This window comes from Christiangramia portivictoriae DSM 23547 (assembly GCF_000423045.1).
GTDB lineage: Bacteria > Bacteroidota > Bacteroidia > Flavobacteriales > Flavobacteriaceae > Christiangramia > Christiangramia portivictoriae.
Genome location: NZ_KE383972.1, coordinates 451455 through 467756 on the forward strand (window position 1 = coordinate 451455; position 16302 = coordinate 467756).

At 40.1% G+C, this 16302-nt stretch carries 15 protein-coding genes; 6 read left to right on the forward strand and 9 right to left on the reverse strand.

The features are described from left to right. Positions 1-3 precede the first annotated feature (3 nt). From tsaD to G529_RS0114680, 6 genes are read left to right on the forward strand one after another with little or no spacing between them, the layout of a single operon-like run. Positions 4-1026, forward strand: a complete 1023-nt coding sequence (gene tsaD / locus G529_RS0114655) for a tRNA (adenosine(37)-N6)-threonylcarbamoyltransferase complex transferase subunit TsaD (protein ID WP_026916245.1) — start codon at positions 4-6, stop codon at positions 1024-1026. A 1-nt stretch (position 1027) separates the two neighbouring features. Continuing rightward, positions 1028-1741 (forward strand): 16S rRNA (uracil(1498)-N(3))-methyltransferase, encoded by a 714-nt coding sequence (locus G529_RS0114660; protein ID WP_026916246.1) that lies wholly within the window; start codon positions 1028-1030, stop codon positions 1739-1741. Then, complete coding sequence (locus G529_RS0114665; RefSeq protein WP_026916247.1) at positions 1738-2385, forward strand: DUF4159 domain-containing protein; 648 nt, start codon at positions 1738-1740, stop codon at positions 2383-2385. Before G529_RS0114660 ends, G529_RS0114665 begins: the two co-directional genes overlap by 4 nt. Positions 2386-2387: 2 nt before the next feature. Then, positions 2388-2891 (forward strand): TrmH family RNA methyltransferase, encoded by a 504-nt coding sequence (locus tag G529_RS0114670; protein ID WP_026916248.1) that lies wholly within the window; start codon positions 2388-2390, stop codon positions 2889-2891. Between the two features lie 23 nt (positions 2892-2914). After that, a complete protein-coding gene (locus tag G529_RS0114675; protein WP_026916249.1) occupies positions 2915-4003 on the forward strand; it encodes an AI-2E family transporter in 1089 nt (362 codons plus the stop codon). A 23-nt stretch (positions 4004-4026) separates the two neighbouring features. Continuing rightward, on the forward strand, positions 4027-5202 hold the full coding sequence (locus G529_RS0114680; RefSeq protein ID WP_245566939.1) for a class I SAM-dependent methyltransferase: 1176 nt from the start codon (positions 4027-4029) through the stop codon (positions 5200-5202). Here G529_RS0114680 and flxY read toward each other — a convergent pair. The 9 genes from flxY to G529_RS0114725 form a co-directional block, all read right to left on the reverse strand. Next, positions 5194-6447 carry a flexirubin biosynthesis putative acyl-CoA ligase FlxY gene (gene flxY, locus G529_RS0114685; RefSeq protein WP_245566940.1) on the reverse strand — a complete coding sequence of 418 codons (1254 nt, stop codon included), beginning with the start codon at positions 6445-6447 and terminating at the stop codon, positions 5194-5196. The two genes, G529_RS0114680 and flxY, sit on opposite strands and share 9 nt — an antisense overlap. Before the next feature lie 10 nt (positions 6448-6457). Continuing rightward, a complete protein-coding gene (locus tag G529_RS0114690; RefSeq protein ID WP_026916252.1) occupies positions 6458-8116 on the reverse strand; it encodes an acyl-CoA--6-aminopenicillanic acid acyl-transferase in 1659 nt (552 codons plus the stop codon). Next, positions 8116-11067 carry an MMPL family transporter gene (locus tag G529_RS0114695; protein ID WP_026916253.1) on the reverse strand — a complete coding sequence of 984 codons (2952 nt, stop codon included), beginning with the start codon at positions 11065-11067 and terminating at the stop codon, positions 8116-8118. The genes G529_RS0114690 and G529_RS0114695 overlap by 1 nt, the downstream gene beginning before the upstream one ends. A 7-nt stretch (positions 11068-11074) precedes the next feature. After that, complete coding sequence (locus G529_RS0114700; protein ID WP_084509797.1) at positions 11075-12265, reverse strand: DUF2062 domain-containing protein; 1191 nt, start codon at positions 12263-12265, stop codon at positions 11075-11077. Positions 12266-12328: 63 nt separating this feature from the next. Further along, a complete protein-coding gene (locus tag G529_RS0114705; protein WP_245566941.1) occupies positions 12329-12688 on the reverse strand; it encodes an ApeI family dehydratase in 360 nt (119 codons plus the stop codon). A gap of 6 nt (positions 12689-12694) precedes the next feature. Continuing rightward, the gene (gene lolA2 / locus G529_RS0114710) at positions 12695-13321 is read right to left on the reverse strand and encodes a flexirubin biosynthesis/transport protein LolA2 (RefSeq protein WP_026916256.1); all 627 of its coding nucleotides are present in this window, start codon (positions 13319-13321) and stop codon (positions 12695-12697) included. Further along, positions 13308-14072: a polysaccharide deacetylase family protein gene (locus G529_RS0114715; protein WP_026916257.1), complete on the reverse strand. Its 765-nt coding sequence runs from the start codon at positions 14070-14072 to the stop codon at positions 13308-13310. Before G529_RS0114715 ends, lolA2 begins: the two co-directional genes overlap by 14 nt. Further along, a complete protein-coding gene (locus G529_RS0114720; RefSeq protein ID WP_026916258.1) occupies positions 14069-15130 on the reverse strand; it encodes a beta-ketoacyl synthase chain length factor in 1062 nt (353 codons plus the stop codon). Before G529_RS0114720 ends, G529_RS0114715 begins: the two co-directional genes overlap by 4 nt. Continuing rightward, the gene (locus G529_RS0114725; protein WP_026916259.1) at positions 15123-16301 is read right to left on the reverse strand and encodes a beta-ketoacyl-[acyl-carrier-protein] synthase family protein; all 1179 of its coding nucleotides are present in this window, start codon (positions 16299-16301) and stop codon (positions 15123-15125) included. Before G529_RS0114725 ends, G529_RS0114720 begins: the two co-directional genes overlap by 8 nt. Position 16302 lies beyond the last annotated feature (1 nt).

The window sequence follows — 16302 nt, forward strand, 5'->3', positions numbered from 1 at the left end:
CTGATGGCTGATCATTTAATAAACATTCTCGCAATAGAATCCTCCTGTGATGACACGGCGGCTGCCGTAATCTCCAACGGTAGAATTCTTTCCAATATTGTTGCGACCCAGGAAGTACACAAACAATATGGCGGAGTTGTTCCAGAACTTGCCTCAAGGGCGCATCAACAGAATATAGTTCCAGTGATCCACCAGGCTTTGGAAAAGGCAAATATCGACAAAAAAGATCTCTCTGCAATCGCATTCACCAGAGGTCCGGGACTTATGGGCTCGTTGCTTGTAGGCACCTCTTTTGCGAAGTCTCTCGCGATGGGCCTGGAAGTACCTCTTATTGAGGTAAACCATATGCAGGCACATATCCTGGCACATTTTATTGAAGAAGATGGTTTTGACAAGCCTGAATTCCCTTTTCTGGCGATGACCATAAGCGGTGGTCACACCCAGATCGTTAAGGTTTCCAATTATTTTGAGATGGAAGTTATAGGTGAAACTCTTGATGACGCTGTTGGCGAGGCATTTGATAAAAGCGCAAAAATTCTGGGACTGCCCTATCCTGGTGGTCCTTTGATCGATAAGTATGCCCGGGAAGGTAATCCCAAAGCATTTCAGTTTCCAAAACCTAAGGTTGATGATCTAAACTTCAGCTTTAGTGGATTCAAAACTGCAGTTTTATATTTCGTTCAGAAAAAGACAAAAGAAGATCCAGAATTTATTGAGAACAACCTGAAAGATATTTGCGCCTCCATACAATATGCGATCGTGGGAATTCTTGTGGATAAACTGAAGAAAGCAGTGAAAAGAACCGGGATCAACCAGGTAGCCATAGGTGGCGGAGTTTCAGCAAACAGCGGTATACGCCAGGCTTTAGTTGATGCCGAAAAAAAATGGGGCTGGAAATGTTTTATACCTAAATTTGAATATACTACAGATAACGCTGCCATGATCGGGATCGCTGGCTATCACAAGTATCTACAGCAGGATTTTGCAGATTTTTCAGTAACCGCACAGTCGAGATACAAAATTTAACATGCAATTATTCTATAATCCAGATATTTCAGAAAATGATAAGCAGGTAATATTTCCAAAGGAGGAAAGCAGACATATCGTTAAAGTATTGCGAAAAACCGAAGGAGATGAATTAAGCATTACCAATGGAAATGGGGTGCTTTTTAAGGCGGAGATCATACAGGCAGATATGAAGCAATGTGTTGCCAGAATAAGTTCTTCTGAAAATCAGCCACCACCACCCTATTATTTACATATGATCGTTGCCCCTACCAAGATGAACGATCGCTATGAATGGTTTCTTGAAAAAGCCATGGAGATTGGGGTACACGAAATCACTCCGGTAATTTGTGATCATAGCGAACGCAAAACCGTAAAACTGGAACGATACCAAAGAGTACTTCTAAGTGCCATGAAACAGTCCCTGCACCTGCACTTCCCAAAATTAAACGAACCGGTTAGTTTTGCTGAATTGATGCAGAAACAATTGCAGGGCAATAAACTGATTGCACACTGCGAGGAAGATGAAAAGAAACCCTATCTTCAAAACAAACTCAAGACAGGTGGAAGTGTTCATATTCTCATTGGACCTGAAGGTGATTTCAGTCCTCAGGAGATCCAAACTGCAATGGATGGAGAGTGGCAGCAAGTAAGCCTGGGAGATAGCAGGTTACGTACAGAAACCGCCGCGATCGCAGCCTGTCACACGGTTGCCCTAATCAATCAAACCTCATGAGCAGGCTGGCATTTGTCATCTTAATTTTTGTATCCTTATCATGCAAGTTAAGCGCACAGGAAATTGCGGTTCTTAAATATAATGGTGGCGGTGACTGGTATGCCAACCCTACTGCTCTACCCAATCTCATAAAATTTTGTAATAAGTATTTACAAACTTCATTAGACGAAAAGCCAGAAACGGTCGCTCCCGGAAGTACAGATATCTTTCAATATCCATTCATACATATGACCGGGCATGGAAACGTGATATTTAGCGAGGCAGAGATGAAAAATCTTCGGGAATACCTGGTGAGTGGAGGATTTCTTCATATAGACGACAATTATGGGATGGATGAATACATCAGACCTTTGCTGAAAGAATTATTTCCGAATCAATCTTTACAGGAAATTCCTGTAGATCACGAAATTTTTAAAAATCATTATAAGTTCCCAAACGGCCTTCCCAAAATCCACGAACATGATGCGCAAAGACCTCAGGCTTTTGGAATTTTCACAAACAGTAGATTAGTGCTCCTTTATACAGTTGAAAGTGATCTGGGAGATGGCTGGGAGAGTCAGGAGGTTCACAATGACCCCGAAGAAGTCAGGGTAAAAGCTCTGCAAATGGGCGCGAACATTATTAAATACGCATTTGAAAATTAACTATGCAGCTTACTCACGACACCACTAATTTTAACTCGAAGAAATTCCCGGTAATTTTACTTTTGGACAATATCACCAGCGAGGCGAACATTGGCAGTATCTTTCGGCTGGCAGATGCCTTTGGAGTTGAAAAGCTGTTATTTCATGGAACACCACCTAATCTTGACAGTAACCGGTTAAAACGCACGGCCAGAAACACCCATAAAACGGTAGACTTCGAAGTGTACGAGGACGCTACACCAATGATCACAGATCTCGTGGAAGATGGTTATAAGATGATTGCAGTCGAGATCACTTCGTCAAGCCAGCCAATATCAGATTTTAAAGCCGATTCTGAAAAAATCCTTTTAGTAGGCGGAAACGAGAGGCATGGTATTTCCGAAGACATTTTAAAAAACTGCGATTTGGCATACCATATCGAGATGTTCGGGAAGAATAGCAGCATGAATGTCGCCCAGTCCCTGGGAATTGCTTTGTATGAAATTACAAAAGTACTGTGCAGTTAATCTAGAAATAATATATTTACGCTGTGAAAGCAAAAGAATTCGCGAACGGTATTTTAAGGGCAGTGGGTATCATGATAGGTATCGTCCTGGCGCTTTATTTTCTATGGGAAATCCAATCGGTGATCGTATATATCGCCATTGCCGGAATTATTGCTTTAGTGGGGCGACCCGTCGTTATTTTTCTTCGGAATAAACTCAAACTCCCCAACCAGATTGCCGTGATCATAGTATTACTGCTGGTCTTATCGATATTTGTGGGTATCATTTTTGTTTTTGTTCCCATAATCATTGAACAAAGTAAATATCTGGGACAAATCGATGTAGAAGCTTTTAAAAGCGACCTTAACGATCTGAATGATCAGGTTAATAATTACCTGGGCGTAAACGAATTAAATTTAATCGAAGGTTTAAAAAGAAGTGAATTTGTAAGAAACTTTGATGTTGCCCTCATTCCGGAATTTCTGAACAATGTTTTCGGGATTTTAGGAACTACCCTGGTCGCCGTGTTTTCGATCATCTTTATTTCCTTTTTCTTTCTGAAGGATTCCAAATTAATGCTGAACAGTATTCTGGTATTTGCAAATCGTGGTGATGAGAAGAAGTTTCAAAGAGTTTTTAATAAGATCAAGGTATTATTAAGTCGCTATTTTGTAGGGTTAACAATGCAAATTGCCGTTTTGTTTTTCCTCTATTCTATTCTGCTAAGTGTTTTTGAGATTAATAACCCCATTGCGATCGCGTTTATTTGTGCGTTCCTGAATCTTGTTCCTTACCTTGGACCGCTTTTAGCCGGAATTTTAATGGCTTTATTCGTTATTTCCAGTTTTCTTGGAGCAGATTTCAGCAGTATTATTCTCCCCAGATTGATCTACGTAATGATGGGATATGCGATTTGTCAATTAATAGACAATTTTATTTCGCAACCTATGATCTTTGGCGCCAGTGTAAAATCTCATCCTTTAGAAATATTCCTTATCATTCTCATCGCCGGCCTTTTGTTCGGGATCGCAGGGATGGTGGTCGCGGTTCCATTTTATACGGCGTTAAAAGTAATCGCCAAGGAATCTTTGAGTGAATACAAGATCGTGAAACGATTAACCCGAGACCTGTAAAGCTGATGCTAAACAAGGCCCTTTTGGACGAGGAGGTACGGTCATTTATCAGGGAAAATCAACAAAAAGATCTGCCTGAATTGATTTTGAAAGGCAGTCCATTTTCTCAAATTAGCATACAGGAACTTGCAACGCAAATAAAAGGAAGACGTGTTGCAGAAAAAAAGTTTCCGCTGCTTTTCCATAAACAGCGTATACTGTATCCGCCAAAACTTAACCTGGAACAGACTTCATCACAAATTACAGCTGAATACAAAGCAAGCCTGGTAAAAGGCGACTCCGGAGCCGATCTTACCGGTGGTTTGGGTATAGATACCTATTTTCTGTCAAAACGATTTGAAAGTTTTCAGTATTACGAGATGAATAGAGATCTCTCTGAAATTGCTGCCCATAACTTCAAGGAACTGGAAGCTACCAACATTAATGTTCAACATGGGAATAGCATCCAGCTATTAAAAGATACTGAACAGAAATTTGACTGCATCTATGCAGATCCTGCGAGAAGAGATGAACGTGGCTCTAAAGTCTACCAACTCTCTGACTGTTTACCTGATATCCCTGAACATCTTGATTTTTTGCTGGAAAAGTCACATCGCATACTACTGAAAACTTCGCCCATACTTGATATTAAAGCCGGATTGCGTGAACTACATTCTGTAAAAGAGATCCACGTTGTAGCTGTAAATAATGAAGTAAAAGAAGTGATCTGGCTCATTGAAAAAGACTGGAATGCCGATCCAGAACTCACAACCATCAATTTCCAGGGTAAGAAGCTGCAGAAGTTTGGTTACGACACAGGAATCAAAACCCTGGGTGCAGTGCTTTCGCAGCCATTAAAGTATCTATATGAGCCGAATGCCGCGATCATGAAAAGTGGTTTATTTACTGAAATAAGTAACTCTTTCAAAGTTCCAAAGCTTCATCTTAATTCCCATTTATACACTTCAGAAATATTGCGGAAAGAGTTTCCTGGAAGGATATTTCAAATAACTGATATTAAGAGATATAGTGATAAGGACCTAAAGAAAAAATTGAAAAATACAAAAGCCAATGTTACTACGAGAAATTTCCCAGTTTCAGTAGAAAATATCCGTAAAAAATACAGAATACAGGACGGTGGAAGTGTTTACATTTTCTTTACCACAAATCCTGACGACGAGAAGATCGTGATCTTCTGCAAAAAGGCCCAACTAGCGTAGGTCGTAAAAGATCTTAGGCTTTCTACTACCTGCAGGAAATTTTAACTGCTGAAGTTCTTTAGAATCTTTTGAAATAATTTCGGGAGTCACATTTAGGCCTGCTTTTAAATGTTTCTTCAGAACATCGAGTTCACTAAAACTTTCCGGTATTAAGATCTGTAGTGTATCGCCGCCAATTTGGTCGAGGGAAACTTCGATAATGAAATTTTGGAGCCCGTTGAATTCATTCAAAATTTCAATAATATGCTGTGGGTACAGGCTAACGCCTTTTAGCTTTATTTTTTGCTGCCTTCTGCCAATAACAGAACCCAATCTTCTTCCATTTCTTCCGCAAGCGCAGGTTTGATCTGTATAAGTTAGCATATCGCCTGTTGCAAATCGAATAAGAGGCATCGTTTTCACCTTTAAAGGCGTGACTACTAATTCCCCTACTTCACCTTCAGCCACATGATTGCCATCCTGATCAAGGATTTCAGTGTATATGAGATCTTCCTGGACGTGATTGCCCTGATGGTGTTCACATTCAGTAAATGCAGTTGCCATCTCTGTAGAGGCATAGGTTGAAAACAACTTGATATCCCAGAGAGAAGAGATCTTTTTTCCGAGACTATTCAGCTTAAAATCTGAAGTCCTTAGTGGCTCACCAATACAAATTGCCGCTTGAATAGAGCAATTTTGATAATCGATCCCATTCTCTTGTGCATACTGAATCAGCTTCAGTAAAAAGGATGGAACTGCGATGATATAAGTTGGTTTGAACCTGAAAACACTTTCCCACTGTAAGGCTGGCAGCCCGCCTCCTGTTCTTATCGCTCCTGCGCCCAGTTTTCTAAGGCCCAGAAAATAAGCCATTCCAGCCATAAATCTTCGATCCAGTGTTGTGGTGATTAATACTTTGTCAAGCTTAGTAATCCCGGCAAGTTTGAATGAAGCAGCCTCATTCATGGCAAGCCTGTTCAGGTCATGCTCGTTCAAATAAAATGAAACAGGTTTACCAAGAGTCCCACTGGTGGTTACATGATCGATAATTTCTTCCTGAGGAACAGCTATGAAATCACAGTTTTGTTGCTGAAGCTGTTCTTTGGTAGTCACCGGTATTTTTCTAAAATCCTTATATGAGCTCATTGCCTCAAGGTATAAAGCCTGCTTCTTAAAAACATCCTGATAGAACCTGGAATTTTCCAAAGCATACTTTAATTGTTGCTGAAGTTCCTGCCAATGCATACTTTGATCCTTCTTTTGCACAATTACTTATTTAAATTTTTCTGCTGGATTTTCTAATCATTTTTTCCACTTCTTTCAAATCTGGAACCGTGGTGATTTCTCTTTTCCTGGCCTGTTTAAAGTGGATCAACGCCTTTTTATATTCTTCCTGATCATAGTATATCTTTCCAGCTAGATACCATGCTTCCCAAAAATTAGGATTAAGCTTTATCAATTTCCGGGCCTTGGCCTTTGTCACAGAGCTGCCACCGTTAATTGCTCGTTTCACTTCACTCTCCAGTTTTCTGAAAGCTTCGTAATCCTGGTATTGTTTAGTCTGAAGAAAATCACTTTTAGCAATATTCAGCTCTTTTGTAGCTACAGAACTTTTCACAGGACCGTTCTTAAATTTTGAGAATACCTGTTTGAGATCATAATGTATAAATTCACCCATCTGGTAAGGATTTGAACTCACCCAGACTTTTCTTTCAGAAGGTTTGAAAACGATCCCATGATGTGCCAGAAGCTGATTGATGGCTTTTTCATTTCCCATACCAATGGAACTTCCATCCTGTCCCTGTCTATCTCTTAAAATTTGTACAGCGGTTTCCGGATTCAATTTCTTTTCCTGATCAAGTAATTGCTGCATACGGTCGAACCTGTACTGCGTATGACTTTCCTCGCGAGTCAGCTTATTATTCTTATCTGTACTATAGGCTGCGCTTTGAAAATGATTGCTGCAAACAAGTTGGTCACGATTCTCTACTTCATACACTCCAAAGTTACCAGGAGAGACTTCGATTAAAACTGTTCTTTTTTCCTCACCACTTCCAATCATAATAGATTCTGAAACAAACACATCACGTTTTTTCGCAATGGCTATTGCCTCCTCGATGGATCCCGCATATTGTAAAATTTCGCGGGCTAACAGACTAATGGGAGTTTTTGCAACCAGCGGCATTCTGGATTTCCCGGCATTGATGGTTACAGTGATTCCCTGCATGTTCATTCCGCTCAAAGCACCTATCATCCCGCCCCAGGTATACATCATAAATCGGTGCCCATTATCAGGTTTCACAAATGCTGCGATCTTTTGTTCTCCAAAATCATCACCGGCATAAAAATCGAAATTTCTACCTATTAATAATTCTCCATCACTGGTTTTGCCATCCCAGGCTGCAAAACTTGTACATCCCACCAGCATGAGATCCTGTAAAGCATGACCTATATCATGAGCGCCGTGAAAATAAAGCATGCGAATATAGCCTGGTGCAAAATCATCATATTTTTCCAGTCCGTACCTGGAGACGCCATAGATTTCCTGTTTATATTCTTCGGAAACGTGAAGATATAATTTGCGGTTAAACCAGCTTACGAAGGTTTTCAGAAATCCACGATAATTATCTGAAGGCACCATTTCTTCCAGCTTGGACATAAAAGCATTTTCCTGGTGGTGAATAAGTTCGCGTCCAAGGCTCCCGTGCGCTACTCCTCTTTCCAGCGCGTTGCCTTCCAGATACATTTCCCAAACACCAAGATCATTCTGGTAAAGCTGATTCCTGCCTAAACTATATAGACTATCTGAATGTTTAATTCTTGTAGTATCGATTGCCTCGAGTCCGCTAAGATCTGGCCTGTGCTGCATGGACTTTTTGATTCCGCAGGAACTAAATAGAAGCAGTATTAGAATATGTACAAGATGATTCTTCATTAACTAAGTTTACGATAAATAAGAATATCGTTCTGTCGATAAACAAGTTCAAAGTTTTGATCCAGTAGCCAGCGTGTTGAGGTTTTGGTATCAACAAACAACATAGAATCGGCATATTTAGAGAGATCTTTCAAAAGCGCAGAATCCTGAATTTCACCCTGAATAACATAATTTTTCAATAATGGAAAATCGTTTAGATCTTCCAGTATGTAAATCTTTTCCTCCCAGGCTCTGTATGCATTCCTGGCTCCAATCCTTGGCAATTCTTCAGGCTCAAAGCTATATACCTCCATTTCAGGATATTTCTTCTTGAGGAACAATGGCAGTATTCCTATTCCTGAATTTAGTACAAGAACTTCGTCTGCTTCAGCAAGATAACGTGAAATCTTTAAAAACTTTTCCCGGTTTTTTCTGATTTCAGCTTTTGCTTCAGAATAAGTCGAGTGAAAGCGGTAATGCTTTAGAATTGCATGTTTATGATAGAGCTTTTCAGCAATAGAATTGTCTTTATTTCTTCTGAAGGAAATTGATGCAGGCTGCTGAAAGATCAATTTTCTGAATAGACTACGCTGTAATATAAAACTTACTGAAACAGCCGTAAGTACACCAATGATCGAAACTATCGAAATAGATCGTAGAGCAGGATGAACTGCAAAAATGAGCGCTCCCATTCCCAGCAAGGTTGTGATCACCGATAAAAGGATGGAGGCCTGGTAAGTCTGTAACTCAGATGTTCCTGTTTCATATTCCCTGAGACATGAATTAGTTATAAAAATACTATAGTCGAGGCCGAGCCCAAAAATAAAACTCGAGATGATGATATTTAGAATATTGAATTCAATATCGAAAAAATACATAATCCCCAACGCGCAGATCCATGTAATCACTATAGGCAGCAGGGTAATGATACTTAGCAGGAGATTTTGATAGAACAGCAGAAGTATGATAAAAACCGCGATGACAGAGGCGGCTATCAATATATTGAAATCGGCTTTAAGATCCCCTAAAAAATTCTGATTGATCGCCTTTCTATCCAGGGCCACCACTCCCGGTACATTTTCGAAATAGGTCATAAAACGCTCCACTTTATCCTGCTCGAGGTTGACAGTGCTGGTAACTGTGGATAGATTAGCGTCCCGGGATATAAAATCGTTGAGATACAAAGAGCCTGCCTGCTGATATTCTTTAAGCCCTATACTGGAATAATTCTTCTGCAGTACCTCCTCAAATTTGCTGAAACTATTGGATTTAAATCCGAAATCACTGGAGATCTCATCGAGTTGGTTTTTCAGTGAATCCTGCCTTTTTACAGTCCAGAAAGTATTCCATTGTTCGATATGCGAATCCTGGGTATCTGTGGAAAGCACAACTCCTCCAATACTACTGAAATTTCTGATATCGCCTTCCTGTTCGAAATTTTTAAGGTCCTGGTAAAGTTCATTATTTCTGTAAAGCGCCTCATCCAGTGAATTCCCATAGGCTACCAGCAGAATGGTCTTTCCCGATCTTCCCGCTAGTGCTTCCAGTTCAGTTTCTACTTTCTTAATATTTTCAGGCTGGTAGTTTAGCGCTGAGAGATCTTCATTAAAACTAACCTTTGTAAAAAACAGCAGAGAAACTAAGAACAATCCTGAAAGCAGGTACACCAAAGGTTTAAACCGGGAGTAATCCAGGCCTGCGATTTTGTCTAGCCAGGTTGTCTTGGATGGGATAGTATCTGGAGTGTATAATAGCGGAATGAGAATGAGTGCAAAGATCGAAGAGAAAAGTACACTTAAACCTGCAAAAATTCCCAGATCACGCAGCGCTGTACTTTTTACAAATACAAGGCATAAAAATGCAACTGCCGTAGTAAGACTACTCATAATGACTGGTCTGGTGATTTCGCTGTATAGCTTTTTTACATCAGAACTATTTCGAAGATGAGTTAAGATATGCAAAGAATAATCCAGTGTAATCCCCAGTAATATTGCCCCAATTCCTAAGCTTATGGCCGAAACTGAACCCTGTGCAATGTAGAGTATCGCAACAGCCGTAATTCCGGCAAAAAGACCCGGCACGAATAACAGAACCGGAACATAGAATTTTCTGTAATAAACCACCAGCAGTATAAGCAATATGGCTACGGTAATCATCACAGTGGTACGAATGTCTTTTTTAATCTGTTCTGCATTGGCTACCGAATAGCGCAGACCTCCAAAGTAATCTCCAGTAACATTGACGTAATGTTTATTAAGCGATTCGATTTTTTGATCCAGTTTGCTCGTGAATTCTTTATTCCTGTTAGATTCTGAAGCTGGATAAACGGGATCTATGAAAAAAAGGATGTTCCTTTGATCCAGCGTTATGATATAGTTCTCGTATAAAACGTATTGATCACCTACCTGTAATTCCTGCAAGCGAGCCAGACCAAGACTGGTAAGGTTCAATGGATCTGAAAGGAAATATTTCTTGGTTACGAAACCAGTGGGCGAAATTAGTTGTTTGTAACCAGATTCTATACTGGCAGCGATACTGTCTGGATGGGTTTTACGCTCTATTTTGGAGTAATCCTGATCGTTTAGAAAGATCGGCAAATTAGACTGAACAAAATTATAGATCTGGTTAATGTCCTGATTCGGGATCTTAGCTTTTACATCGGTTACATATTCTGAAAGTTCAGAGTTTAAAAATTCTGACATTTCATCGGCATAAGCGACCAGACTGTCCCGGTCTGCATTTTCATTTGCTTTGACCCGAAATATGATTTTGTCTGAAAATTTCGATTCGTCCAGAATTGTTTTTACAAGATCCTGATCGCTCCCGGATGGAACAAGTTTAGTGATATCTTCTTCCAGCTTGATTCCTGAAGCAAGAAAGGACATCAACCCGAGATAAATGAACGAGAGAACCAGCGCCAGATTTTTTCTGCTGTGTAATATATTGTAGAGTTTACAAAACAATCTAGACATTCGCAGCTTACTTTGATTTGAGAACAGAAAAGAGACCGTAAAACAGAATCCAGATGATAGCGGCACTAAGGCTGGCCAGGGTGATACTTCCCGCAATATACTGGGTTAGTCCTAAAAAAAGATCCTGGCCAGAATTGAAATTTTCCAGGTTCAATTGCCAGTCTAAACCTTTACCTAGAATAAAACTTCCCATCTGGTAACTCAGGTAGAGAAGAATTGGAATAAAAGGCGGTATGCTTATATTACTAAATAAAAAGGCTATAGGCTTATTTAATCCTAAAAGCGCTGCTAGGGTAAACACAAGTAACGTATGTAATCCCCAAAATGGTGAGATACCCACAAATATTCCCAAAGCAATAGCAGCAGCCTTTCTTTTTGGGGAGTCCTGGTTTCGTAATATATCCTCTTTGAAAAATTTGCTTATTCCTTTTTGCTTAAACTCTTTATATTTATTCCTCGGATGTATGTAAAAAAAACTGACTAGTACGAAATACATATACAGCAATACAATGCGTACAATATCCCAGAATGGCCGGAAATGAGTTACCCGCTCATAAGGATCATAATGCACTTTAATGGGAATATTCTTCACTTCCACCTTTTTCCATGCCGACTTCACCAGAACCTCGATCTCCAGTTCAAATTTCCAGGTGATCAATTTCAGAGAGTTTACGAGCGAAACCGGGTACAGTCGATAACCGCTTTGAGTATCCTTTAATTCCTGAGTGGTGACCACCAGGTACCAGAAGCTGGAAAATCGATTACCTTTGCTGCTTTGTCCTGGAATACCTGCCTGCGCCATATTTCGATCGCCTACCAGTAATAGTTCTGGGTCTCCAGGTTGTCGTTTTTCAAGTTCTAACAGGAATTTCTCCAGGTCGGCAGGGTAATGCTGCCCATCTGAATCTATGGTAATGGCATAATCATATCCAAGCTCAGCTGCTTTTTTGAAACCGCTTTTAAGAGCAATTCCCTTTCCCCTGTTTATCGTATGTTCAACAATGTTAGCCAGTTGAAATTGTTGAAGGATCTCATGGGTAGTATCGGTGGATCCATCGTTAATAATAATGATGTTACTGGTATAAGTAGCAAGTTCAATTAAAAAAGCATGAAGCGAATGATCATTGTTGTAAGTAGGAACAATTACACAACATTTTTGCGCATCAAAACGCTCTTGAAGAATAGGCAGTGTACCCAATTTATTGGCTTTGGTACAAAAATATCATTTATATAAAGAGTATTTGTCTGCTCCCTAACAAATTTAATTTACCTCGTAAAGCGCATTGATTTTTGTAAAGATCTTATCTTCACTTTTTGCAATCCCTTTAAGCTCGTAGTATTCACCTTTTTTTTCCAGATTGGATTCCAGAACAAGTTCATCGTTGTGCGTAGGATCAAAAACGGCGGTAAACTTTACATTACTGGCTCTTTTAAGACTAAGTTTTTCTTCTGAAATTCTTTCGGCTTCCTCCTTGAACAACTGCATAAGCACCACGCCCGGGGTCACTGGTCTACCCGGAAAATGACCTTTATAAATTTCGTGTGCTGCGTTTACTTTCAAACTTGTTTGTATGATGTCACCATCTTGAACAGAATCGACGACTGTATATAAATTTTTCAAAATCTATTATTTATGTTGGAACACCGAAGCAGGTATGTTCTGATTGATTTTAAAATTACTCAATTTTATTTCGGTATAATCGCCTGATGGTTCTAAAAGCTTGACTTTTTCAATATATTTTTCAGCATTAAAGAACACCCATATTTCAGAAAACATTTCAGCTAAATTCTCATCTTTTGGGATTAAACTTGCTTTGGTTATGGTTCCTTCTTTGGAAAAAGTTGTCCTGAAAAGGCTTTCCATTTCCAAAATACGACCATTAAAACTTCCGGAAACCAATTCACCCATTTTCGCGAAAATTTCGCTATGGCCTGTATTCATTTTTCTGGATTGCCCATCTTCAATAATATATAAACTTGCATCCTTAAATAACAGCTGGTAATCGTAGGGAGCAGTATAAGACCACTTCAGTTTTCCAGGGCTGGCAAACCATATATGACCACCGCTTTCTACCGTTTTTTCCATGGTTCTCATATACTTCAGCTGCCTGAAGTCTGCCTGGAGATTCTCAATGGTTTCAGCTTTACTGGAAACCGATTCTTTAAAGTTTTTAGCTTCCGAAGTAGAAAAGGTCGCATTCTGAGCGAATAGCTGGCAGCTAAAAAGTATCACTATGAATTTAAGTATACGCATCAATATCTAATAAATGATCTGGCCGGATAGCCGCTAAATTTTTCTGTCTCAGAAATACCAATAACTGTTCCAGTACTTCAACCGTTTGCGGAATGTTATCGTGCAAAAGTATTAAATCTCCCTGATTTAGGTTCCTGGTAATACGATCATAAATTCTACCTGGTGAACTGGTAATCGCGTCATAAGGTCTTACACTCCAGCCCACGGTGGTGTGACCGGTTGCCAAAATAGCCCTGGAAACCTTTGGATTAATCACACCAAAAGGCGGCCGAAACAGCCTTGTACTTAATCCAGATACTTCAGTGGCAATACGATCGCATTGCTGAATTTCAGCAATAATCGCGCGTGTGGATAGAAAACCGAATTTTCGCGTATGGGAATATGTATGATTTCCAACAACATGCCCTCTTTTAATGATTTCACGGTAGATTTCGGGATGCTGCTTAATGTTCTTACCAATACAGAAAAATAAAGCTTTTACCTCATAAGCATCAAGAACATCCAGGATCTTCAGGGTATTGGGATGTGGCCCGTCATCAAAACTAAGTCCTATACCCTGCTTCCCTCCGCCAGAATGGAGGGTATGCTGAAAAAAATTGGAACGGATATTCGTGGACAATATTAAAATGATGCACACATAAATGACCACCACCACTAACACGAACCATCCCGACCAGTAATCGTTTAGAGCTCCCAGAACACTGCCAAGAAGCACGAAGCTAAAGATGGTTCGAAGAATTTTATATTTCAAGGTCTTTCCAGTAAGATGAATCCGTGATTTCTACCAAGATATTGGTTATAAATTAGAATTCGTCTGAATTTTGAAGCCGACTTTGAGTTTGCCCTAAATTTCTTCGGAATCTTTTGGTGCTGAAGTACAGAAACTGCAAGTGCGCAACCAATTGCCGATATGGAATTGTTCTCCCCTGTAAGCGATTTATAATTTAGCTGTAGAATATTATTGAAAATACCCTGCTGAAGAATCTGATAATAATCGTCAAACCTGTGATCGCCATTATTCCCAAGCACCACGGCATCCATCTGTTCAGGTTTTAAATCGAATTCAGAAAGAAACTCGACTACTTTTTCTTCAATTTCAGAAGATTGAATCTCATTTATAATTTTTGAGCCAACACAATTTGCCAGTGATCTTGGTGTTTTTTCCCGGGAAATACTGAAGAATGCTGCACTTTCAGAAATAATACTTCCAGGGGAACTGCTGGGAAATAGCTCTTTATTTAGGATAGTCTCTGCCTTGATCTGCCCGTCAAGTTTTTGGAACCCGGTAAATTTTTCTGAAGTTTCATCCACTGCTCCAATTAATACATTTTGAATATCCTCATCCAGTTCGAGTTGCATTTGAGCATCCAGAAGGCAACTTTCAAAGCTCACTGAATTCTGAGTATAAGTCATGTTATATCCATTGCATTTCAGAAAAAGTGCGATCTGCCCGCTAACCGTGTTATGAGTAGACTGTATAAAAGATGTTGGTGTAAGCAACTGCTCCTTGCTTTCTTCTATCTGCTGCATAAACTTTTCGGTATCCTGCATACAACCCTGTCCGGTGCCTACCAGGATCGCATCAGGACATTCCAAACCAGATCTGGAAAGCGACTTTACAGCAGTATAAATCCCCATTTTTACCGCTTTGGACATTCTGCGCAATAACATAGGTTTGATTAGTTCCCTATATGGGCGAACAACGGCTGAGAGTATATTTCCCTGGATATCTATGATTTCTGCAGAAGTAAGAAAGTCATCTGGCTGCGCAGAAATATTAGACATGCCATTAATGTACATACTACTCATGTTTACTGAAAATTAATGAAGTACAGTTCCCTCCAAACCCGAAGGAATTTGACATTACATGGTCTACCTGATGTTTTCGATTCTCCCTGACAGGAATTAAACCATCTTCCATTATATTCTGATAATTGAGATTGGCAAAAACCTGCTGTTCCTGTATAGATAAGATCGAAAATATAGCCTCTACAGCTCCTGCAGCTCCCAGGGTATGCCCTGTAAATCCCTTGGTAGAACTAAACTTTGGAACAGTTTCCTTAAAAATACGTTTTAAAGCATTGGTTTCAGACAGGTCGTTGTTTTGCGTGCCCGTGCCATGAGCATTGATATAATCAATATTTTGCGCCTCCATATTTGCCATCTTCAAAGCTTTGTTCATGGCTTTAAAGGCTCCCTCTCCATCTTCTGAAGAAGCAGTCTGGTGAAACGCATCGTTGGCATTCCCGGCTCCGGAAATTTTTGCCAGAATTCTTTGATCGCTAGTCGCATCTTCGGCTTCCAGCAATAAATAGGCTGCCGCTTCCCCGAGATTGAGTCCGTTTCTATCCCTATCAAAAGGCTTCGCCGGTTCATCGGACAGTATTCGAAGGGAATTGAAACCATTCAGCGTAAATTTTGTCAAACAGTCACTTCCTCCAACGATCACTTTACTGTACCTGCCCGACTGAATTAACCTGGCTCCGGTCATGATCGCATTTGCAGAAGACGAACAAGCGGTACTAATAGTGGTGACCAGTCCCTGGATGCCGAAATATTCTGCGATCTTTTGCGTAGTATAACCGGGATGTTGCGCCTGTATATATGGTCTTAGAGCTGCTTTCTCATCGAAAAGATCAAAATACTGCTCGGTTTTATCGATGCCACCAACACTGGTGCCAGAAACGAAAGCGGTATTTGCATTATCAGCCAGTTTTCCAGAATTTTCGAAAATTTCAGTGATTGCTTTGATACCGAGTAATGATGCACGGGTAATACCCAGGCTTGCAGTAAGTTTTAATTCCTCCAGTAATTCGGCATCGGTAATTTTGATCTCTCCAACCGGGAACTGGTGACCTGTTTGCAGAATATCAGGTTTTGACAACCCGTCTGAATTGTTTTGTAAAGATTGAAGATTAGCCGTTACGCTCGAACCAATGGCAGAAACTATGCCCATCCCGGTAACGACAACAGTTTTCATA